The organism is Amycolatopsis sp. NPDC114505 (assembly GCF_055633615.1).
Window position 1 is genome coordinate 3,306,709 of record NZ_JBVKDV010000001.1, and the last position, 19,952, is coordinate 3,326,660.

General features: G+C 71.7%; 21 protein-coding genes. 14 read left to right on the top strand and 7 right to left on the bottom strand.

Annotated features, from left to right (window positions below; all coding sequences use genetic code 11):
- The first annotated feature begins 113 nt into the window (after positions 1 to 113).
- The 5 genes from ACZ7OU_RS16380 to ACZ7OU_RS16400 are packed head-to-tail and all read left to right on the top strand — an operon-like array spanning position 114 to position 3,699.
- The gene (locus ACZ7OU_RS16380; RefSeq protein ID WP_470241118.1) at positions 114 to 1,313 is read left to right on the top strand and encodes a cytochrome P450; all 1,200 of its coding nucleotides are present in this window, start codon (positions 114 to 116) and stop codon (positions 1,311 to 1,313) included.
- 5 nt (positions 1,314 to 1,318) lie between these two features.
- The gene (locus ACZ7OU_RS16385; RefSeq protein ID WP_470255609.1) at positions 1,319 to 1,966 is read left to right on the top strand and encodes a TetR/AcrR family transcriptional regulator; all 648 of its coding nucleotides are present in this window, start codon (positions 1,319 to 1,321) and stop codon (positions 1,964 to 1,966) included.
- Entirely contained in the window at positions 1,963 to 2,163 is a 201-nt protein-coding gene (locus ACZ7OU_RS16390; RefSeq protein ID WP_470241116.1) for a ferredoxin, read from the top strand. The genes ACZ7OU_RS16385 and ACZ7OU_RS16390 overlap by 4 nt, the downstream gene beginning before the upstream one ends.
- The gene (locus ACZ7OU_RS16395) at positions 2,160 to 3,323 is read left to right on the top strand and encodes an NAD(P)/FAD-dependent oxidoreductase (protein WP_470255610.1); all 1,164 of its coding nucleotides are present in this window, start codon (positions 2,160 to 2,162) and stop codon (positions 3,321 to 3,323) included. The genes ACZ7OU_RS16390 and ACZ7OU_RS16395 overlap by 4 nt, the downstream gene beginning before the upstream one ends.
- A 40-nt stretch (positions 3,324 to 3,363) precedes the next feature.
- Complete coding sequence (locus ACZ7OU_RS16400; RefSeq protein ID WP_470255611.1) at positions 3,364 to 3,699, top strand: GNAT family N-acetyltransferase; 336 nt, start codon at positions 3,364 to 3,366, stop codon at positions 3,697 to 3,699.
- On the opposite strand, the gene glmS is transcribed toward ACZ7OU_RS16400, so the two are convergent.
- Both glmS and ACZ7OU_RS16410 read right to left on the bottom strand, forming a co-directional pair.
- Complete coding sequence (glmS, locus tag ACZ7OU_RS16405; RefSeq protein WP_470241113.1) at positions 3,686 to 5,509, bottom strand: glutamine--fructose-6-phosphate transaminase (isomerizing); 1,824 nt, start codon at positions 5,507 to 5,509, stop codon at positions 3,686 to 3,688. The genes ACZ7OU_RS16400 and glmS overlap by 14 nt on opposite strands.
- Positions 5,510 to 5,541: 32 nt before the next feature.
- Positions 5,542 to 5,814 (bottom strand): hypothetical protein, encoded by a 273-nt coding sequence (locus ACZ7OU_RS16410; protein ID WP_364619670.1) that lies wholly within the window; start codon positions 5,812 to 5,814, stop codon positions 5,542 to 5,544.
- A 156-nt stretch (positions 5,815 to 5,970) separates the two neighbouring features.
- On the opposite strand from ACZ7OU_RS16410, the gene ACZ7OU_RS16415 reads away from it, so the two are divergent.
- Positions 5,971 to 6,639: a class I SAM-dependent DNA methyltransferase gene (locus tag ACZ7OU_RS16415; protein ID WP_470255943.1), complete on the top strand. Its 669-nt coding sequence runs from the start codon at positions 5,971 to 5,973 to the stop codon at positions 6,637 to 6,639.
- Here ACZ7OU_RS16415 and dapA read toward each other — a convergent pair.
- On the bottom strand, positions 6,587 to 7,462 hold the full coding sequence (dapA, locus tag ACZ7OU_RS16420) for a 4-hydroxy-tetrahydrodipicolinate synthase (RefSeq protein WP_470255612.1): 876 nt from the start codon (positions 7,460 to 7,462) through the stop codon (positions 6,587 to 6,589). The two genes, ACZ7OU_RS16415 and dapA, sit on opposite strands and share 53 nt — an antisense overlap.
- 72 nt (positions 7,463 to 7,534) lie before the next feature.
- Here dapA and ACZ7OU_RS16425 point away from each other — a divergent pair, with 72 nt between their 5' ends.
- Together ACZ7OU_RS16425 and ACZ7OU_RS16430 are read left to right on the top strand one after the other, a co-directional pair.
- Positions 7,535 to 8,446, top strand: a complete 912-nt coding sequence (locus tag ACZ7OU_RS16425) for a LysR family transcriptional regulator (protein ID WP_470255613.1) — start codon at positions 7,535 to 7,537, stop codon at positions 8,444 to 8,446.
- A gap of 446 nt (positions 8,447 to 8,892) precedes the next feature.
- Positions 8,893 to 9,234 (top strand): VOC family protein, encoded by a 342-nt coding sequence (locus ACZ7OU_RS16430; RefSeq protein ID WP_470255614.1) that lies wholly within the window; start codon positions 8,893 to 8,895, stop codon positions 9,232 to 9,234.
- Here ACZ7OU_RS16430 and ACZ7OU_RS16435 read toward each other — a convergent pair.
- The 4 genes from ACZ7OU_RS16435 to ACZ7OU_RS16450 form a co-directional block, all read right to left on the bottom strand.
- Positions 9,200 to 9,793: a UbiX family flavin prenyltransferase gene (locus tag ACZ7OU_RS16435; RefSeq protein ID WP_470255615.1), complete on the bottom strand. Its 594-nt coding sequence runs from the start codon at positions 9,791 to 9,793 to the stop codon at positions 9,200 to 9,202. The two genes, ACZ7OU_RS16430 and ACZ7OU_RS16435, sit on opposite strands and share 35 nt — an antisense overlap.
- Entirely contained in the window at positions 9,790 to 11,100 is a 1,311-nt protein-coding gene (locus ACZ7OU_RS16440) for an MFS transporter (protein WP_470255616.1), read from the bottom strand. The genes ACZ7OU_RS16435 and ACZ7OU_RS16440 overlap by 4 nt, the downstream gene beginning before the upstream one ends.
- Before the next feature lie 21 nt (positions 11,101 to 11,121).
- A complete protein-coding gene (locus ACZ7OU_RS16445) occupies positions 11,122 to 12,444 on the bottom strand; it encodes an MFS transporter (RefSeq protein WP_470255617.1) in 1,323 nt (440 codons plus the stop codon).
- A gap of 148 nt (positions 12,445 to 12,592) precedes the next feature.
- Positions 12,593 to 13,357 carry an IclR family transcriptional regulator gene (locus ACZ7OU_RS16450; protein WP_470241106.1) on the bottom strand — a complete coding sequence of 255 codons (765 nt, stop codon included), beginning with the start codon at positions 13,355 to 13,357 and terminating at the stop codon, positions 12,593 to 12,595.
- Positions 13,358 to 13,468: 111 nt separating this feature from the next.
- On the opposite strand from ACZ7OU_RS16450, the gene ACZ7OU_RS16455 reads away from it, so the two are divergent.
- The 6 genes from ACZ7OU_RS16455 to ACZ7OU_RS16480 are packed head-to-tail and all read left to right on the top strand — an operon-like array spanning position 13,469 to position 19,900.
- Positions 13,469 to 14,053: a CoxG family protein gene (locus ACZ7OU_RS16455; RefSeq protein WP_470241105.1), complete on the top strand. Its 585-nt coding sequence runs from the start codon at positions 13,469 to 13,471 to the stop codon at positions 14,051 to 14,053.
- Entirely contained in the window at positions 14,053 to 14,937 is an 885-nt protein-coding gene (locus ACZ7OU_RS16460) for an FAD binding domain-containing protein (RefSeq protein WP_470241104.1), read from the top strand. Before ACZ7OU_RS16455 ends, ACZ7OU_RS16460 begins: the two co-directional genes overlap by 1 nt.
- Positions 14,894 to 17,218, top strand: a complete 2,325-nt coding sequence (locus ACZ7OU_RS16465) for a xanthine dehydrogenase family protein molybdopterin-binding subunit (RefSeq protein WP_470255618.1) — start codon at positions 14,894 to 14,896, stop codon at positions 17,216 to 17,218. The genes ACZ7OU_RS16460 and ACZ7OU_RS16465 overlap by 44 nt, the downstream gene beginning before the upstream one ends.
- A complete protein-coding gene (locus ACZ7OU_RS16470) occupies positions 17,215 to 17,694 on the top strand; it encodes a (2Fe-2S)-binding protein (protein ID WP_470255619.1) in 480 nt (159 codons plus the stop codon). Before ACZ7OU_RS16465 ends, ACZ7OU_RS16470 begins: the two co-directional genes overlap by 4 nt.
- Complete coding sequence (locus ACZ7OU_RS16475) at positions 17,691 to 18,461, top strand: alpha/beta fold hydrolase (RefSeq protein WP_470255620.1); 771 nt, start codon at positions 17,691 to 17,693, stop codon at positions 18,459 to 18,461. The genes ACZ7OU_RS16470 and ACZ7OU_RS16475 overlap by 4 nt, the downstream gene beginning before the upstream one ends.
- Entirely contained in the window at positions 18,458 to 19,900 is a 1,443-nt protein-coding gene (locus ACZ7OU_RS16480) for a UbiD family decarboxylase (RefSeq protein WP_470255621.1), read from the top strand. The genes ACZ7OU_RS16475 and ACZ7OU_RS16480 overlap by 4 nt, the downstream gene beginning before the upstream one ends.
- The last annotated feature ends 52 nt before the right edge of the window (positions 19,901 to 19,952 follow it).

Genomic DNA, 19,952 nt, shown 5'->3' on the forward strand with positions numbered 1-19,952 from the left:
CGCCGGCACCCGGCCGCGTCTCTCGGTAGGCCAAATTAAGTCAAGCGCTTGACGTAATCCTCGCTCCTCGCCATGCTCGGTGGCAGGGGACATTCACCAACGAGGAGTCCGTCATGACGCGAAGTCACACCGAGCTGCCGAGCTTCCCGTTCCGGTCCGACACCGCGCTGGAGCCGCCGGCCGAGTGGGCCGAGCTCCGGGCGAAGTGCCCGGTCGCGCACGTCCAGCTGGCCAGCGGGGACGAAGCCGCCCTGATCACGCGCTACGCCGACGTCAAGAACGTCCTCTCCGATCCGCGGTGGACGCGGCCCACACCCGCCGACAACGCCGCGCGGGTCGCCGACACCGAGTCCGGCGGGGTCTTCAACAGCGAGATGGCGACCGTCCTCCCGCAGCACGGCGAGGCCCACCTCACCTGGCGCCGCACGATCGGCAAGTGGTTCACCGCCAAGCGGATGAACGCCCTGCGGCCGGGTATGGCCGCGATGGCCGAGCAGCTCATCGACGACCTCGTCGCCGAGGGCGCGCCCGGGGACCTCAAGGCCGGGGTCGCCTTCCCGCTGCCCGTCTGGGTCATCTGCGACATGCTCGGCGTGCCGGACTCCGACCGCGACCGGTTCGCGCACTGGTCGGACGTCATGCTCAGCATGACCCGCTACACGCAGGCCGAATTCGACGCCGCGCAGCAGGACTTCGGCCGGTACATGGGCGGGCTCATCGCCGCCAAGCGCGCCGAACCCGGTGAGGACATCCTCAGCGCGCTGCTGCCCGAGGGCTGGTCCGACGCCATGCTCATCGCCACCGGCATCGGCCTGCTGATCGCCGGCCACGAGACCACCGCGAACATGATCGCCAAGATGGTCGCGATGCTGCTCGCCGACCGCAGCCGGTGGGAGCGGCTGCTGGCCGACCCGGCGCTGGTGCGCACCGCCGTCGAGGAGTCGCTGCGCCTGGACGCCAACGCGGGCGTCGGCATGATGCGCTACTTCACCGACGAGTTCGAGGTCGGCGGGACCGTGCTGCCCGGCGGGACCACCGCGATGTGCAGCATGGCCGCGGCCAACCGCGACGACAGCGCGTTCGAGAACGCGTCCGAAATGGACCTGGGCCGCAGCCCGAACCCGCACCTGTCCTTCGGTGCCGGCGCGCACGCGTGCCTCGGGCAGCCGCTGGCCCGCACCGAACTGCAGGTCGTGCTGGAAGTCCTGCTGCGCAAGCTGCCCTCGCTCGAGCTCGCCGTCCCGGCGGACGAACTGCGCCGCGTCGAAGGGCTCGCCGTCGGCGGACTGCGGGAACTGCCCGTCCGGTGGTGACGGCCGTGGATCGGGCGCACGCGACGCGGGAGGCGATCCTGACCGCGGCCGAACGGCTCTACGCCGAACACGGCGTGCTCGCCGTGTCCAACCGGCAGATCAGCGAGGCCGCCGGGCAGGGCAACAACACCGCCGTCGGCTACCACTTCGGCACCCGGGCCGACCTCGTCCGGGCCATCGCCCGGCGGCACTCCGCGGCGGTCGAAGACCTGCGCGGGCGCATGCTGGCCGGCGTCGGCGAGGGCGCGGACCTGCGGGACTGGGTCCGGTGCCTGGTGCACCCGTCCACCGAGTACCTGGCCGCGGCGGGCCGGCCGAGCTGGTTCGCCCGGTTCACCGCGCAGGTGATGACCGAACCGTCGCTGCGCTCGGCCGTCGCCGTCGAGACGCTGTCGTCGCCGTCGCTGGCGCGGACCGTCGAGGGGCTGAGCCGGTGCCTGCCCGAGCTGCCCGCCGACGTCCGCGCCGAACGCAACGCCATGACCCGCCAGCTGCTGATCCACACGATGGCCGAGCGCGAACGCGCGGTGGCCGAAGGCGGCGACACCCCGAGAGCCAGCTGGCGCGAAGCCGCCACCGGCCTGACCGACGCTCTGGTCGGGCTCTGGCTCGCACCCGTGACGCACCCCCGCGAAGGAGAGGAACGACCATGAAGGTCACTGTGGACGAAGGCAAGTGCTGCGGTGCCGGCACCTGCGTGATGCTCGCGCCGGACGTGTTCGACCAGCGCGACGACGACGGCATCGTGATCCTGCTCGACGAGACCCCCGGCGAAGCGCACCACGCGATCGTCCGGGAGGCGGCGAGCGTGTGCCCCGGGGTCGCGATCTCCGTGAGCGAGGACGCGTGACGGTCCTCGTCGTCGGAGCCTCGGCCGCGGGGATCGCCACGGTGGAAGCGTTGCGGCGCAGGGGCTACGAGGAGCGCGTGACCGTGCTCGGCGCCGAGCCGCACCTGCCGTACGACCGGCCTCCACTGTCCAAACAGGTCCTCGCCGGGAGCTGGGCACCCGGGCAGGCGAGCCTGCGCACGCCGGACGCACTGTCCGCATTGGACGCCGAGTTCGTGCTCGGCGACCCGGCGGTGCGGCTGGACGCCCGCGCGCTCTCCGTGCACACCGAGAGCGGACGCACCCTGACCGCGGACGCGGTCGTGCTCGCCACCGGCCTGCGGCCGCGCACCCTGCCGGGCCAGGACGGTCTCGCGGGCGTCCACGTCCTGCGCACGCTCGACGACGCGCTGGCCCTGCGGGCGGAGCTGACGCCGGACAAGCGCGTGGTGGTCGTCGGGGACGGCGTCCTCGGCGCGGAGATCGCGGCGACCGTGTGCGGCCTGGGCGTGCCGGTGACGCTGGCCGGGCCGCAGTCCGCGCCGCTGGCGTACCAGTTCGGGCCGCTGGTGGCCGGCATGCTCGCGTCCCTGCACGTCGACCGCGGCGTCCACTTGCGACTCGGTGCGGCGGTCACCGGACTGTCCTCACGGGACGGGCGGGTCACCGGCGTTCGTGTGGCAACGGGTGAAGAGCTGCCCGCCGAGGTCGTCGTGGTGGCGTTCGGCGCGGCCCCGGCGACGGAGTGGCTGGCGGGCAGCGGGGTGCTGTGCGACAACGGCGTCGTCTGCGACTCCCGCTGCCGCGCGGCGGACGGGATCTACGCGGCGGGCGACGTCGCGCGCTGGCACCACGAAGGCCTCGACGTGCTGCTGCGCCTGGAGAACCGGACCAACGCGACCGAGCAGGCGGTCGCCGTCGCGGCGAACATCCTCGGCGACGACCGCCCGTACACGCCGGTGCCGTACTTCTGGACCAACCAGTTCGACGCGCGCATCCACGTCCACGGAACGCTGTCCGCGGACGCCGATGTGTCCATTGTGGAGGGAAGCACCGCGTCGGGCCGGTTCGTGGCCGAGTACCGCGCGGACGGCCGTGTGATCGGGGTGCTGGGCTGGAACATGCCCAAGCAGGCCCGGGTTCACCGGCAGGCCATCGCCGGCGCCGCCGTGCCGGCGTAAGTCACTGGCGGGACGGCCGGCATCCCGCCACAGTGGCGGGGTGCCCCTCACGATCCGCGCCGCCCGCCCCGCCGACTGGCCGGCGATCTGGCCGCTCGTCCACGCCGTGAGCGCCGAGCAGGAGACGTTCCCCCTACGACCGGAGCATGAGCGAAGCGGAGGCGCGGCGGGTGTTGGTGTGGCTGGTGCCCGCACCTGCCCGGGTGGGTTCGCGGCGGTCCAGTTCAACGCTGTCGTCGACACCGACACCGCCGCGATCCGCCTCTACGAAAGCCTGGGCCTCACGACCCTCGGCGTCGCCTCGGGAGTGTTCCGCCACCCGGCGCACGGAGACGTCGGGCTGCGGATCATGTGGCTGAGCCTCACTCCACCGTGACGGACTTGGCCAGGTTGCGCGGCTTGTCGATGTCGTAGCCGAGCGTCAGCGCCGCGTGGTAGGCGAGCAGCTGCAGCGGGATCGTCAGCAGGATCGGGTCGAGCTCCGGCTCGGTCCGGGGCACGACGATCTTCGGCACGTCCAGCTCGCCGAAGTCGACGTCCTCGTGCGTCACCGCCAGTACCGCTCCGCCGCGGGCGCGGATCTGCTGCATCGCGGCCAGGTTGCGGTCGGCCAGCTCGTCGGCGGGCACGATCGCGACCGTCGGGAGCGACTCGTCGATCAGGGCGAGCGGGCCGTGCTTCAGCTCGGACGTCTGGTACGCCTCGGCGTGCCGGTAGGAGATCTCCTTGAACTTCTGCGCGCCCTCGCGGGCCACCGGGAACCCGCGGACGCGGCCGATGAAGAACAGGCTGTTCGCGGCCGCCGCGGTCTTGGCGTGCTCGGCGATCTCCGCCTCCTGGGCCAGGACCGCGCGGATCTGGTCCGGCAGCGCGCGGATCGCGTCGATGATCCGCTGACCGTCCGCATTGGACAGGTCGCGCACCCGGCCGAGCGACAGCGCGATCAGCGCGAAGCCGACGGCCATGTTCGTCAGCGCCTTGGTCGAGGCGACCGCGATCTCCGGGCCGGCGTGCAGGTAGACGCCGCCGTCGCAGGCGCGGGCGATGGTCGAGCCGACGACGTTGACCAGGCCGGTGACCCGGCCGCCCTTGCGCTTGATCTCCTCGACGGCGAAGGCGGTGTCGATCGTCTCGCCGGACTGGCTGACCGCGATGTAGAGCGTGTCGGCTTCGATGATCGGGTTGCGGTAGCGGAACTCCGACGCGGCTTCGGCGTCGGCCGGGATCCGGGCCAGCTCCTCGATCATCGTCGCGCCGATCTGGCCGACGTAGTACGCCGAGCCGCAGCCGAGGATCTTCACGCGGCTGAACCCGCGCAGCTCACGCGGCGTCAGGTTGAGCCCGTCGAGGCGGGCGACGCCGAACCGGTGGTCCAGGCGGCCGCGGATCATCCGCTCCACCGACTCGGGCTGCTCCTGGATCTCCTTGGCCATGTAGTGCGGGAACCCGCCGAGGTCGAGGTCTTCGGCGGCGATGTCGATCTCGGTGGCGGGCTTGGTGGTGTCGCTCTCGTCGACGGTGAAGGTCCGGTAGCCGGTCGCGAAGACCGTCGCGAACTCGCCGTCGTCGAGGTGCGCGACCTGCGAGGTGTGCCGGACCAGCGCGGCGAGGTCGCTCGCGACGAACATCTCGCGCTCGCCGACGCCGATGATCAGCGGCGAGCCGTTGCGCGCGATGACCAGGCGGTCCGGGTGCGCGGAGTCGGTGACGGCGATCGCGTACGTGCCGGTGATCCGCGAGACCGCCTCGACGACGGCGTCTTCGAGGGTGTCGGCGCCCGACCGCGCGATCAGGTGGGCGAGGACCTCGGTGTCGGTCTCGGACGTCAGCTTCACGCCGGCGTCGGCGAGCTGGGCGCGCAGGGCGTCGGCGTTGTCGATGATGCCGTTGTGGACGACGCAGACGCGGCCGTCTTCGGACGTGTGCGGGTGCGCGTTGTCCTCCGACGCGGGCCCGTGCGTGGCCCACCGCGTGTGGCCGATGCCGACCTTACCGGTGAGGCGCTTGGGCAGCGCGGCGGTGAGGTTGCGGACCCGGCCGACGACGCGGTGGACCTGCGCGGTGTCCTTCGGGCCGAGGACGGCGATGCCCGCGGAGTCGTAGCCGCGGTACTCGAGCCGGGTGAGGCCTTCGAGGAGGATGGGGGCGGCGTTCTGGCCGCCGATGTAGCCGACGATCCCGCACATGGCGAACCTCTTCTTCCAAGGGGGGCTGGGTCTCAGCCGTAGACGATGCGGCGCAGCTGGCGCTCGGACAGGTCGGGGGCGGCGACGAGCCTGCCCCGGAGCTCGGCGGCGATCAGCGGGAAGATCTCGGGGTTCTTCCGGCCCTCGGCCTGCAGCTCGGCGTGCCTGCGGCGGACGTACTGCTCGGTGGGTGTCCGGTAAAAGGCGAGGACGTCGTCGACGACGCGGGCGGCGACGCCCGGCGGCAAGCCGGTCGACGCGGCGACGCGCTCGACGATGTCCGTGTCCTCCACGCCGGACAGCATGCCTCATCGATCGGGTGAACCCCAAATTCTTGCCCGGAATCGGGCAAGTTTATTGGTTGGACACATCTCAGGGGTGGGTCAAGGGTTGACGACGTGCGCCAGGAAGACATTTGGGACGTCGAAACCGCCGAACGCTACGACACCCCGGGCCGCGGCATGTTCGCGCCCGAGGTCGTGGACCCCACCGTGGACCGCCTCGTCGCGCTGGCCGGCGGCGGGCGCGTGCTGGAGTTCGCCATCGGCACCGGGCGCATCGCCGTCCCGCTCGCCGCGCGAGGCGTGTCCGTCACGGGCATCGAACTGTCCGAGCCGATGCTCGACCGGCTGCGGGCGAAGGCCGAGATCCCGGTGGTCGCCGGCGACATGGCGACGGCCACGGCGCCGGGCCGGTTTTCGCTGGTCTACCTGGTCTTCAACACGATCGGGAACCTGCTGACCCAGGACGAGCAGGTCGAGTGCTTCCGCAACGCGGCCCGGCACCTGGACCCCGGCGGCCGGTTCGTGATCGAGCTCGGCGTCCCCGAGCTGCGCCGGCTGCCGCCGGGGCAGGACGCGGTGGTCTTCACCGCGGAGTCCGGGTACCTCGGCGTGGACACCTACGACACCGTGCGCCAGCACCTGGTCTCGCACCACTTCAAGTTCGGCGAGGGGCGGGAGGCGCGGCTCGGCCGGTGCCCGCAGCGCTACATCTGGCCGGCCGAGCTGGACCTCATGGGCCGGCTGGCGGGGTTCGAGCTGGAGTCCCGCCACCAGGACTGGACCGGCGGCGAGTTCACGACGCGATCGCCGTCGCACGTATCGGTGTATCGGCTGCCTCCGAGCTGACCTCGATCAGCGGCAGCCGGACCGTCGCGTGCGGGATGACACCCAGGTCGGCCAGCGCGGCCTTCGCCGCCGCCACCCCGGGGCCGACGCGCATGATGGTGTCCACCAACGGAAGCAGTGCGTCGTTGAGCGAGCGGGCCGTCTCCAGGTCGCCGCGGCGGACGGCCTCGATGAGGGCCGCGGTGTGGTCGGCCGCGACGTTGGCCACCACGCTGACCACGCCCGCCGCGCCGCACGCCAGGTACGGCAGGTTCAGCTCGTCGATGCCGCAGTAGTACGCCAGCGACGTGCGGGTCATGACCGTCATCGCCTCGAACAGGTCGCCCTTGGCGTCCTTGACCGCCCGGATCCGCGGGTGGGCGGCCAGCTCGATCAAAGTCGACGGCGTCATCGCGATGCCGGCCCGCGCCGGGACGTCGTAGAGCATCACCGGCAGCTCGGTCGCGTCGGCCACCGCCAGGCAGTGGGCGATCACCCCGGCCTGGGTCGGGCGGGAGTAGTAGGGGCAGACGAGCAGCAGCCCGTCCGCACCGGCCGCCTCGGCTTCGCGGGCCCGGCGGACGCTCGCGGCCGTGTCGTAGGTGCCGATGCCGGCGATCACGCGGGCGCGGTGCCCGGCCCGGGCCACGACGCTCCGGACGAGCCCGGCGGCTTCGGGTTCGGTCAGGGTGGGGGACTCGCCGGTGGTCCCGCCGACGACGAGGCCGTCGCAGCCGGTGGCCAGCAGGTGGTCGACGAGGCTCGCGAGGCCGGGTTCGCTGAGTGCCCCGCCGGGCCGCATGGGGGTCACCATCGCGACGAGGTTGGCGCCGAAGTCGGTCATGGTTCGACCTTGCCCGGCGTGACTGGTGCGGTCCAGCGATGCTTTTTTGCCGATACTGCGTAATCTTGCTTCATGATTGAGGTCGGTGCGCTGCGGGCGTTGCGGTCGGTGGCGGCGCTCGGGACGCTGGCGCGCGCGGCCGAGGAACTGGGGTTCACGGCGTCCGCGGTGTCGCAGCAGATCAAGCGGCTGGAGCACCAGGTCGGGGTGCCGATCCTCGCGCCGGCCGGACGCGGCGTGGTGCTGACACCGGCCGGGCAGGCCATCGTCGACTCGGCGCCGGAGGTGTTCCAGGCGCTGGAGCGGTGTGTCGAAGCGGCCCAATCGGTCTCGGAGGGCGCCCCGCGCGGCACGCTCCGGGTGGTGGCGTTCTCGACCGCCATCCGCGGCCTGCTCGCGCCGCTGCTGGGCGGATTGTCCTTGCGCTGTCCCGACTTGCGCGTCCACCTCACCGAGCAGGACCCCGAGGAGGCGCTGCACAGCGTCGACGCCGGGACGGCCGACTTCGCGCTCGTCCACGACGCCGACGGGCTGCCGGCCGCGCACCCGCCGTCGTTGACGCAGCGGCTCGTGCACACCGACGTCGGCGACGTGGTGCTGAGCCGGGCGCACCCGCTCGCGTCGGCCACCGAACCGCTCGGCCGCGCCGACCTCACCGGCCACGCGTGGGTGACCAGTCCGGCGGGAACGGTGTGCCACCAGTGGTTCCGCCGCCTGTTCGCGGACGCGCCGGCGGAGCCGGACGTCCGGCACCTGGTCGACGACTTCGCGACGCAGCTGTCCCTGGTCGCGTCCGGCGAGGTGATCGCGCTGATCCCGCGCCTGGCCCGGCCACCACTGGGGGAGGACCTGATCGCGCGTCCGTTGCGCCGGCAGCCGAAGCGCGAGGTGCACGCGGCGTGGCGGCGCAGCGCCGACGCGAGCCCGGCGATCCGGGCGCTGCTCGCGGAACTCGGTGCGGATCAGCCGGCTGTGCTCCCCTGAGGTGTGTGTTGCTCGTCTTTCTCGTCCGCGGAGCGACGGGTGAAGAACCACGGCGGTGTAACCAGGCCGAAAGTGCGAGCGACGGTATGGAGCCAGCCACCCTTGCGCACCCGTGGGGCCACGCTGCGGGATCGTCGGTGCAGCAGCAGTGCTCTCTCGAGTTTTCGCGCGGCGTGCTCCGGCCGCCGGGGTAGGTCGGTGCTCTGCGCGAGTGGATGCTCGTCACGAGTCCCCACAGGAACGGCGAGACCAGGTCCAGCAGTGCCGGGACCCGTGCCCGGCCGGTCCGCTCCCACCACGGAGGCGGCGTCACCGAGGTCCGGCCGGGTTCGTCGCGGCGGAACTCGGCTAGGCTGGCGGTGAGCGGGTGCAGCGTCGGAACGCCCGCCCGGCACTCCCTTTGGCGCACTGAGCCGGAGGAGTGCGCCTTGATCACCTTTGCCGGGATGAGTCTGCCCGTCACCAGTCTGGACCGTTCGGTCCCCTTCTACGAGTCGCTCGGGTTCGCCGTCGACGTCCGCAACGGGCGGTTCGTGTTGCTGCGCCTGGAAAGCGGGACGCTCGGGCTGCTGGAACTGGGCGACGTCGTCGAGCGGGAAGCCGGGCGGTTGCGGCAGTTCGTCCAGGTCGAGCTGCTGGCCGACGACCTCGACGAGCTGTACGCGGACTTCCTCGCTCGCGGGGTGCCGGTGCCGGGCCCGCCGCGGGACCGCGGGTTCGAGCGGCAGCTGCAGCTGCGGGACCCGGACGGCTTCACGGTCGAGTTCGCCGATCGGAGCCCCCGTTGAGATCTCCTTGCCACGCAGGGGGAGCCAGCTCGCGCAGCCCGACCCGCGCCAGCGCGCGCCGGGCCGTGTGGTCCACCAGGTCGTCGACCGTCTTCGGGTGCGGGTAGAACGCCGGGACCGGTGGGGCGATGATCGCGCCCGCCTCGGCCGCCGCCGTCATCGCGCGGAGGTGGCCGAGGTGCAACGGCGTCTCACGCACCATCAGCAGCAGCGGGCGCCCTTCCTTCAGGCAGACGTCGGCCGCGCGGCTGACCAGGTCGTCGGTGTAGCTCCACGCGATCGCCGACAGCGTCTTGATCGAGCACGGCGCCACCAGCATCGCGTCCACCGGGAACGAGCCCGACGCGATGGACGCGCCGATCTCGCCCGGCCGGTGGTGCACCGTCACGAGCTTTCCCAGCTCTGCCGGGGAAAGCCCGCATTCGTGCCGGACGGTCACCGCGCCGGCCTTCGACAGCACCAGGTGCACCTCGACGTCCGGTCGGTACGCCAGCAGCTCCAGGATCCGGACGCCGTAAGCCGCGCCGCTGGCACCGGTGATCGCGACGACCACCTTCATTCGATCGCCTCGATGCGCCGGCCGGTCTTGTCCGGCGCCACGACCGCCAGTACCGCCGCGGCGACCGGGCCGACGATGCCGAGCGCCAGCGCGAGCGGCACCGTGCCCGCGAGTGACAGCGCCACCAGCGGGAACAGCCCGGCGCCGAACCCGCGTCCGGCGTAGTAGCTGAGGTTCGAGCCGCTCGAGCGCACGCGCGTCGGGAAGAACTCGGCCATCCAGATGCCGAGCACGCCGAACCCGCCGCTGCCGCCGGCGCACATCATCAGCGCCCAGAACGTCGGCGACGCCCAGAAGTCCGTGCCGATCTTCGCCGCACCGCTCACCACGAGGGTGAGGAACCAGGCGAACCCGAGCACGCCGAACAGCGCCGAGGCGAACATCGCCCACTTGCGTTTCAGGACGTCCGACAGGATTCCGGTCAGGGGATAGGTGATCCCGGTGACAATAAGTCCCAAGAGGACGATCAGGCTCGCCGTGCCCAGCGGCACCTTCTCCACCTTGATCAGGAACGTCGACAGGTACGAGATGAGCGAGTTCGTGGTGAGGAACAACGCCGTCGCCAGCGCCATGAACAGGATCGTGCCGGCCGCGTACCCGCCGCGGAACACGTCCAGCAGCGGCACCTTCGTGCGGCGCAGCTTCTCCGGCACCCGGCCCGCCTTCAGCTCGCGCTGGTACTCCAGCCACTGCTCGGACTCCGGCAGCAGCACGGCCGCGGCGATGCCGATCACCAGCGTCGTGACGCCGATCAGGACGTACCCCGTGCGCCAGCCGCGGTCTTCGCCGAACTCGACGAGGCAGACGTACACCACGCCCTCGGTCAGGATCTGGCCGACGAAGTACATCGCCTGGATGGAGCCGCCCATCATGCCGCGTTTGCGCGTCTTCCAGCACTCGGCGAACATCGAGAACGACAGCCCGAACAGCCCGCCCATCCCGACGCCGGCGAGCAGCCGGGTCAGCAGGAACAGGAAGTAGTTCGGCGCGAGCCCGCCGAGCAGCGCGGCGACGCCGAACGCCAGCACGGACCCGGTGTAGGTCCAGCGCCTGCCGTAGAGGTCGCCGAGCCAGCCGCACAGGATCCCGCCCACGATCGAGGCGAACCCCTGCAGCGTGGCGACCTGGATGATCTGGATGGTGCTGACGTGGAAGCTCTCCGCCAGGTAGGACAGCGGGTAGCCGACGAGGTTGAGCTCCGCGCCGTCGAAGAGCGTGCCGAGGAACGCGAAGAACAGGATGCGAGCGGTGTAGGAGCGCACGGGAGTGAGCCCACCGCTGCCGGTGGGCGTCTGCAGGGTCGACAAGGAGGTTCCCTTTCGCGGGGATCAGTCAGGCAGTTTTTGGCCCCGGGTCTCGGGGCAGAACGGGGCGACGACCAGGCCCAGCACGTAGATCGACCCGACGGCGGTCGCGGCGACGCCGTACCCGCCGAGCTTCGAGATGACCGCGCCGGCGGTGAGCGGGCCGAGGAAGGCGATGAACCGCGCCGCGTTGAACACGAACGCCGCGCCGGTGGCGCGCAGGTGGGTGGGGTAGAACTCGGGCAGCCACACCGGCATCCACGTGTACTGGCCGAGCGTGAAGAACCCGTTGACGACGAGCACGACGACGATCAGGCCGAGGCTGTGCGTCCACAGGAACAGCACCGGCGTGAGGATCAAAGAAGCGGCGAAGTACAGCAGCACCGCGGGTTTCCGGCCGACGCGGTCGGCGATGAAGCCGAAGGCGATGTAGCCGGCGATCGCGCCGGCGTTGTAGATCATCCCGGCCCCGCTCGCCCACGACGTCGCCGAATGCCCGTCGGCGGCGGCGCGCGAGGCGACGTAGGCGGGGACCCACGTCGAGATGCCCCACCAGCCGAGGGTGGTGACCAGTGACATCAGCGAGCCGAGGATGGTCAGCCTGCGCAGCTTGGGGTCGACCATGATCTGGCGCAGGGTCAGCCGGGTGAACGACTTTTCGTGGTCGGTCAGCTCGCCGCCCCGCTGCTTCAGCTCCCGGCGGCGGCGGTGGGCACTGGTCCACTGGTCGGACTCGGGCACCTTGCGGCGCAACCACAACGCGAACACCGCCGGCAGCACGCCGATCAGGAACATGTACCGCCAGGAGTCCGGCCCCAGCGGCGCGATGAAGTACCAGCAGGCCGACGCGAGGAAGAAGCCCAGCCCGAGCCCGCACTGCATGAGGCCGGCGGCCTTGGCGCGCGCGTGGGCCGGCCAGGTCTCGGCGACCAGCGACGTGCCGGTGCCCCACTCCGAACCGAGCGCGAACCCGGTGATGAACCGCAGGACGAGGAACGACGCCCACGACCAGGAAACCGCGGTGAGGCCGGTGAACGCGGCGTACAGCACCATCGAGGTCAGGAGCGCTTTCCGCCGGCCGAAGTAGTCGGCGAACACCCCGCCGAGGATTCCGCCGAAGCCCCAGCCGAGCAGCGTGACGGCGATCGTGGCGCCGGTCAGGAACGCCACCTGCGTCGCCGGCGCGCCGGGCTCGAGTGTCTTCAGGACGAGACTCGCGGTCAGGATGAGCGCGTAGGTCTCGAAGCCGTCGAAGAGCCAGCCGAGGTTCGCGGCGAGCAGCGACCGCCACTGCGTGCGGTTCAGTGTCTTGGCCCAGGGCTTCCGGGCGAGTGCGACCTCGGACACGGGATCTCCTTTCCGGGCCGCCGTGGGCCGGAAGTCTTGTCCTCTATCTAGGACATCGAGTCCTGCATGCGGAACCGTAAGCGAGCCGCAGGGTGAGGTCAAGGCACGATCCGGAGCCCCGGATCGTGGAGATTCCGCTGAAGCGGAACTATTCCGCTATTTTCTCCGCACCGCCGGTGCGTTCGGTGATGCGCGAACCGCATTCGCGGATCAGGCCACCGTAGTGATCCACAGTGGACTCGTTGAGCTCCGACGCGAACGCCAGCGAGCACACGACCAGGCAGACGCGGCCCTGCGCGTCGAACACCGGGGCCGCCACGCCGGACTGGCCGAGGTCGTACTCCCGGATGCTCTCGGCGTACCCGCGCTCGCGGGTGTCGTCCAGGATCTCGCGCAGCTCGTCGGGGGTCGCGACCGTCTCGGGGGTGAACTCCTCGACGCCGAACTGCTCGACCAGCCGGTCCACCTCGGCCGGGGCGGACCAGGCGTGGAACGCGCGCATGATGGCCGGTGCCGAGAAGGGGAACGTGTCGCCGACGCCGACCGTGATCCGCACGCCCTTGCCCCGGTCACCCTTGGCCAGCACCGAATACTCGCCCTTCCCGTGCGGCTGCACCGCGAAGACGACGAAGTTGATCCGCTGGTTGAGCGCGTCGAGCTCCTGCTGGACGATCTCCGTCATCCAGTCTTCGGAGAGGCGGGCCATCGCGAGCAGCCGCGGGCCGAGCGACCAGCCGTCGCGGCTGGTGGTCCAGCCGGCCCGCTGCAGGGTGCCGAGGATGTTGTAGCAGGTGCTGCGGTTGAGACCCAGCTCCTCGATCAGCACCCCGGAGGCCACCGGTTCCGGCCAGTCCCGGGCGATCCGCTCCAGGAGCCGTACGGCGCTCAGCACCGCTGGTACGTCGCTCGTCATCCTCGCCCCTCGTCGTTCTTCCTTCGCGCACGGTAGCCGAGCGGGTTTGCGTGTCGCCAGGACCGTGTTAGTGTCCTCTATATTAGACACCTAGTCCTCTCTGGTGGTCATATGAAGCTCGGATCCTCCTTTCTCGTTCCCGCCGGGCACGAACGCGTGTTCGCGCACTTCCTCGACCCGGACTCGATGCGGGTCAGCGTCCCCGGCTGCACCGAACTCGACCGGGCGGACGCGGAGCACTACCGCGGCCGGCTCGTCAACGAGATCGCCCACGTCCGGTTCAGCGCCGGGTTCTCCGCGGAGATCACCGAACTGACCGAGCCGGAGCTGGTGCGGGCGCTGCTCAAGGGCGAGGACCACAAGCTCGGCAGCTCCATCAAGATCGACGCGCGCCTCGGCGTCCGGCCCGACGGCCCGGACTCGTCCAAAGTGGACTACAGCCTGGACGTCGCGATCTGGGGCCGGATCGGCCGGCTCGGCGAGTCGCTCGTGCGGCGCCGCTCGCAGGAGGTCGAGAAGGAGTTCGTCGCGGCCTTCTCCGAGATCTGCGCCGCCGGTCCGCCGGGGCCGGACAACCCCGGGCTGCGCAGCGTCCTCGAACGCCGGAACGGCCCGGCCGCGCCGGCCGACGCTGCCGAAAAGCCCGTCTCGTGGTGGCGCCGCCTGCTCGCGCGGCTGTTCGGGAAGAAGAGCTGATGCCCGTCTACCACTACCCGGACACGCTCGGCGAAGCCTGCTCGCTCCTGGCGGAGGGCGAGGACGCGATGGTCTACGGCGGCGGCACCGCCGTCCAGATCCTGCTCAAGCAGGGCGTCCTCTTCGCGTCCGACCTGGTCGACATCGCCGCCGTCCCGGGCCTCGGCGAGATCACCCGCACCAAGGACGGCCTGCGCGCCGGCCCGCTGGTCACGTTGCGCCAGATGGAAACCAGCCCGCTCGTGCGGGAGCTCGCACCGCTGGCCGCCGAGGTCTACGGCCGCGTCGCGAACCCCCGCGTCCGCAACACCGCGAGCGTCGGCGGCAACCTCGCGCACGGCGACTACCGGCTCGACCCGCCGACCGCGCTGATGGTGCTCGACGCGCGCGTCGAGCTCACGTCGTCGCGGGGGAAGCGGACCGTGCCCGCGCGCGAGTTCTTCGTCGACTTCCAGCAGACGGCCCTGGAACCCGGCGAGCTCATCACGGCCGTCGAAATCCCGCGGCAGCCCGAAGACGCGGGCGCGCACTTCGCCAAGCTGTCGAGCCTCGCGGTCAACGACTGGCCTGCTGCGTCCGCCGCCGTGCTGGTGGTGCCGGCTTCCCGCGGCCGCCGCCAGGTGCGGCTCGGGCTCGGCGCGCTGGCCCACGTGCCGGTGTTCACCCAGTTCGAGCTCGCCGGCGACACCGCCGTCGACGACGTCGTGGCCACGGCGAAGGACGTCGCCGGGCCGCTGATCGACCCCCTCCCGGACGTGCGCGGGGGAAGCGCTTACAAGACGCGGCTCGGCCTCGTGGCCGTCGAAGAAGCCGTGCGAGCCTCCTGGAAGGAGCGAGACGATGAGCGACGGATCCCGTTCCTCGGCCGGCGCCGCCGTCGGTGAGCGGTGGGCCCGCACCGACGGGCGCGCCAAGGTCCGCGGCGAGTTCCGGTACGCCGCCGAAGAACCCGTCCGGCCGTGCCTCGACGTCGCCGTCCACCGCGGCACCCGGCCGCACGCGAAGATCGTCTCGGTCGACACGTCCCGGGCACTCGCGGTCGAGGGCGTCGTCGCGGTCGTCACCGGCGCGGACCTGTTCGCCCTGCTCGGCGAGCGGATGATGACCGGCCCCGCGTTCTCCGACCAGCCGTGCCTGGCCGTGGGCAAGGTCCGGTACGTCGGCGAACCCGTCGCGGCCGTGCTCGCGCACAGCGTCGCGCAAGCTCGCCAGGCGGCCGAAGAGATCCAGGTCGAGTACGACGAGCTGGCCCCGGTGCACGACGTCGACGACGCCATCACCGGAACCTCCTACGTGCACGAAGAACTGCGGCCGTCGGCGGTGTTCGGCGACCTCAAGCACCTGCGCGGCAAGCGCGACACGAACGTCAACTACGAGTTCAACCTGCGGAAGGGCGACCCCGACGCGGCCGGGGGAACCAAGGTGAGCGCGGAGTTCTGGGCGCCACCGACCCACCACGTGCCGATCGAGCTGCCGTACGCGGCCGCGTGGCCCGAGGGCGACCGGGTCGAGCTGATCGCGACGACGCAGACGCCGTCCTACGTCCGGCAGAGCCTGGCCGACCTGCTCGACCTGCCGCTCAACCGGGTCCGGGTGCGGACCGCGCCGCTCGGCGGCAGCTTCGGCGCCAAGATGTACGACCGGCTGGAACCGCTGGTCGCGGCGCTGGCGTGGACGCAGCGCAAGCCCGTGCGCATCACCGCCACCCGCGAAGAGGCGTTCCTGCTCACCACCCGCCACGGCGCCGCCGTGTCCGGCAGCATGACCGCCGGCGAGGACGGCTCGATCGTGGCCGCGACCGCCGACGTCCGCTACGACACCGGGGCCTACGCCGACGTCGGGCCGCGCATCACGGCCAAGTCGGGCATGGTCGCCACCGGGCCGTACAAAGTGGACAACGTCCGTGTGCGCTCCCGGTGCGTCTACACGAACAAGCCGTCCGCCGGGCCGTTCCGGGGCTTCGGTGTGCCACAGGTGACGTGGTCCCACGAGTCCCTTGTGGACGAGCTGGCGCGCGAACGCGGCGAGGACCCGGCCGAGTTCCGGCGGCGCAACCTGCTGCGGGAGGGCGACATCGCGCCGGTCGGCACGCCGATGCACAGCGCGGACTTCGTCGGCTGCCTCGACGCCGTCACCGAGGCCATCGGCTGGGCCGACCCGCTGCCGCCAGCGGAAGGCCGGTTCGTGCGCGGGCGCGGGGTCGCGGTCGGGATCAAGGCCGTGCTGACGCCGACGATCTCCAACGCCACCGTCCAGCTCAACCAGGACGGCTCGGCGACCGTGCTGATCAGCACCGTCGACATGGGACAGGGCAGCGACACGATCATGGCGCAGATCGCCGCCGAGGTGCTGTGCCTCGGCGAGGGCCGGGTGCGGGTCGTCGGCGCGGACACCGACGTCACGCCGTACGACACGATCACCGCCGGCTCGCGGTCGACCTACCACACCGGCAACGCCGTCCGGCTCGCCGCGGAGTCCATGCGGGACAAGCTGACCGGCCTCGCGGCGAAGCACTTCGACGTCGAAGCGACCGACATCAAGATCACCGGCGACGGGCTCGTCAGCGCCCAGAGCCAGGCCACCGTCAGCATCCCGGACCTGCTGCTCGCCCACTTCGGCGCGCGGGGCACCACGCTCACCGCCGAGGCGAACTTCAGCACGACGTGGCAGCCCTACGACCACGAGACCGGGCAGTCCCCGCGGGTCACCGAGCACTGGTTCGCCGGCGCGGCCGCCGTCCAGCTGACCGTCGACACCGCGACCGGGCGCGTGCACGTCGAGCACCTCGCGGTCGCCGGCGACGTCGGCCGCGCGATCAACCCGGCCATGGTCGAGCAGCAGCTCTCCGGCGCGGCGATCATGGGCCTCGGGCACGCGCTGTTCGACCAGCTCGTGTTCGACGAGGGCCAGATCGTCAACGGCACCCTGCTGGACTACCAGCTGCCGTCCATCAAGGACATGCCGGACAAGCTGACGCCGATCGTCATCGAGAGTCCACACCGGACTGGACCGTTCGGCGCCAAGGGTGTCGGCGAGACCGCGATCATCCCGCTCGCGCCGGCGATCGCCAACGCCGTGCGCGACGCCACCGGCGTCCGGCTGACCGAGCTGCCGCTCACCCCGGAGCGGATCCTCACCGCGATCACCGAGCAGGAGCAGTCATGAGGGAGATCCAGCTGACCGTCAACGGACGGCGCCGCCGCCTCGCCGTCGCCGACGACGAGCTGCTGCTCGACGTGCTGCGCCGCGAGTTCGGCGTGACGAGCGCGCGCGAAGGCTGCGGCGTCGGCGCGTGCGGGGCGTGCACCGTGCTGGCCGGCGGGCAGAGCGTGTCGAGCTGCCTGGCCCGCGCCGCGCGGTACGACAACGCCGAGATCACGACGGCCGACGGGCTGCCGGAGGACGACGAGGTGGTCGACGAGTTCGTCGCGGCCCGCGCGATGCAGTGCGGCTACTGCATTCCCGGGTTCGTGCTGATGGCCCACGAGCTGCTGGCGGAGAACCCGAGGCCGACCGACGACGACGTCACCGAGCACCTGGAGGGCAACATCTGCCGCTGCGGCACCTACGGCGAGATCCGCACCGCGATCAAGGCCGCGGCCGCCCGCCGGGAAGCCCGCGAGGGAAGGAAGAGCGCGTGAAAGAAGTGCACGTCCACCGCACCGGGACCCAGGGCCGTCCCGTCGTGCTGCTGCACCCCCTGGCGCTCAGCGGCGCCGTCTGGGACCCGGTCGCCGAATACCTCGGCACCCGGCACCAGGTGCTCGCGCTCGACGCGCGGGGCCACGGCGAGTCCTCTTGGGACGGTGCGGAGTTCACTGTGGACGACATGGCCGCCGACGCGGCCGCCGTCATCGAGGACTTCGGTGCCGGCCCGGCGGACGTCATCGGCCTGTCGATGGGCGGCAGCACCGCCCTCACACTCGCCGTGAACCGGCCGGACCTCGTGCACCGGCTCGTGCTCGCCGACGCGACCGCGTGGTACGGCCCGGACAGCGTCGCCGAATGGGCGCAGCGGGCCGAGCGCGCGCTGACCGTGGCCCGGCCGGCGCAGCTGGAGTTCCAGCGGGACCGGTGGTTCGCCGACGCCTTCCGCGCCGAACACCCCGAAGAGGTCGAGCGCGTGTGCGAGATCTTCACCGCGACGGACTCGAAGGCCCACGCGGCCGCGTGCCGGGCCCTCGGCGCGCTGGACGCCCGCGACCGGCTCGGCGACGTCCGGGCCGAAACGCTGGTCCTGGTCGGCGCCGAGGACTACGCGACGCCGCCGGAGATGTCCCGCGAGCTGGCCGCCGGGATCGAGGGCGCGCGGCTGCGGGTGCTGGACCGCGCGCGGCACCTGAGCCTGCTGGAGCGGCCCGACCTGTGGCCGGTCGTCGCCCAGCACTTCGCCGGGGACGAGAAGTGACGGAACCGTTGCTGAGCCTGCGTTCGCACCTCGACGCCGTCGCCGGGTTCGGGGAGCTGCGGACCGTGCGGGGCGCGCACTGGGACCTCGAGCTGGGCGGGATCGCCGAGCTGAGCTACCGGCTGCCCGGGGCGCCCGCCGTCCTGTTCGACGGGATCGCCGGGTACCCGGCCGGGATGCGGGTGCTCACCGGCAGCACCGGTTCGCCGCGGCGGTTCGGGCGGACCCTGCGCCTGGGCGACGACCTCGACGACGTCGGCGTGGTCGAGGCCCTGCGCGGGAAGCCGTCGCGCTGGGCGGCGTCGGCCCGGGACTTCCCGGTGCGGCCGGTCGAGGACGCGCCCCTGCTGGCCCACGAGGTCCCCGGCGAGCAGGTCGACCTGCTGACGTTCCCGGTACCGCGCTGGCACGCCCACGACGGCGGGCGGTTCATCGGCACGGGCTGCTTCGTCGTCACCAGCGATCCGGACACCGGCGTCCACAATGGAGGCTGCTATCGGATGGAGGTGGCCGACGAGGGCCGCAGCGTCACCCTCGCGGTGGTGCCGGGCAAGCACGGCGACCAGAACATCCGGCGCTGGTTCGAAAAGGAGGGCCGTGCGCCGGTGACCGTCTCCTTCGGACACGACCCGTTGCTGCTCGTGCTGGGCGGCACCGAGGTCCCGCACGGGATTTCGGAACTGGAGTACGCCGGGGCGGTGCTGGGCGAGCGCGTCCCGGTCGTCACCGGGCCGGAAACCGGGCTGCCGATCCCGGCGGGCAGCGAGCTGGCGATCGAGGGCTGGCTGCGGCCGGACCACCTGCGCGAGGAGGGACCGTTCGGCGAGTGGACCGGGTACTACTCGGGCCGCCGGCGGCCGAACCTCGCCGTCGAGATCACGCGGCTGTACCACCGCGACGACCCGATCCTGCTCGGCGCTCCGCCGGGCAAGCCGCCGCACGACTATTCGTACATGCGCACCGTGATGAAGTCGGCGATGATCCAGGACGAGCTGGCCGCGTCGGGCGTCCCGGGCGTCGTCAAGGCGTGGGCCCACGAATCCGGCGGCGGGCGGCTGTTCATCGCGGTTTCGGTGCGGCAGCGGTACGCCGGGCACGCGCGGCAGGTGGCGTACCTGACCGCCCAGTGCCCGGCCGCCGCCTACATGAACCGGTACGTCGTGGTGGTGGACGACGACATCGACCCGGCGGACCTCGACCAGGTCGTCTGGGCGATGTCGACGCGCAGCGACCCGGCCGGGGACATCGAGGTGATGAAGCGGACGTGGGGCAGCAAGCTGGATCCCTTGTCGGTCGAGGGCGAGCCCCCGTTCAACAGCCGCGCGATCATCGACGCCTGCCGTCCTTACGAGCGCCTGGAGTCTTTTCCCCGGGTGGCGGAGAGCGATCCGGACTTCCTGCGGGAGCTCGAACGAAAGTGGCGCGCGGAGCTGGCCTGAGCGGTCGTGAGTGAGAAACAGTGTTCTAACGCTGTTTCTCACTCACGACCCT

What these genes read in the sequence shown, in the direction of transcription:
- ACZ7OU_RS16425 (WP_470255613.1), top strand. Translation starts at nt 7,535, where the DNA reads ATGATTGAGGTCGGTGCGCTGCGGGCGTTGCGGTCGGTGGCGGCGCTC.
- ACZ7OU_RS16430 (WP_470255614.1), top strand. Translation starts at nt 8,893, where the DNA reads ATGAGTCTGCCCGTCACCAGTCTGGACCGTTCGGTCCCCTTCTACGAG.
- ACZ7OU_RS16390 (WP_470241116.1), top strand. Translation starts at nt 1,963, where the DNA reads ATGAAGGTCACTGTGGACGAAGGCAAGTGCTGCGGTGCCGGCACCTGC.
- ACZ7OU_RS16450 (WP_470241106.1), bottom strand. Translation starts at nt 13,357, where the DNA reads ATGACGAGCGACGTACCAGCGGTGCTGAGCGCCGTACGGCTCCTGGAG.
- ACZ7OU_RS16415 (WP_470255943.1), top strand. Translation starts at nt 5,971, where the DNA reads ATGTTCGCGCCCGAGGTCGTGGACCCCACCGTGGACCGCCTCGTCGCG.
- ACZ7OU_RS16410 (WP_364619670.1), bottom strand. Translation starts at nt 5,814, where the DNA reads ATGCTGTCCGGCGTGGAGGACACGGACATCGTCGAGCGCGTCGCCGCG.
- ACZ7OU_RS16465 (WP_470255618.1), top strand. Translation starts at nt 14,894, where the DNA reads ATGAGCGACGGATCCCGTTCCTCGGCCGGCGCCGCCGTCGGTGAGCGG.
- ACZ7OU_RS16435 (WP_470255615.1), bottom strand. Translation starts at nt 9,793, where the DNA reads ATGAAGGTGGTCGTCGCGATCACCGGTGCCAGCGGCGCGGCTTACGGC.
- ACZ7OU_RS16460 (WP_470241104.1), top strand. Translation starts at nt 14,053, where the DNA reads ATGCCCGTCTACCACTACCCGGACACGCTCGGCGAAGCCTGCTCGCTC.
- glmS (WP_470241113.1), bottom strand. Translation starts at nt 5,509, where the DNA reads ATGTGCGGGATCGTCGGCTACATCGGCGGCCAGAACGCCGCCCCCATC.
- dapA (WP_470255612.1), bottom strand. Translation starts at nt 7,462, where the DNA reads ATGACCGACTTCGGCGCCAACCTCGTCGCGATGGTGACCCCCATGCGG.
- ACZ7OU_RS16455 (WP_470241105.1), top strand. Translation starts at nt 13,469, where the DNA reads ATGAAGCTCGGATCCTCCTTTCTCGTTCCCGCCGGGCACGAACGCGTG.
- ACZ7OU_RS16470 (WP_470255619.1), top strand. Translation starts at nt 17,215, where the DNA reads ATGAGGGAGATCCAGCTGACCGTCAACGGACGGCGCCGCCGCCTCGCC.
- ACZ7OU_RS16380 (WP_470241118.1), top strand. Translation starts at nt 114, where the DNA reads ATGACGCGAAGTCACACCGAGCTGCCGAGCTTCCCGTTCCGGTCCGAC.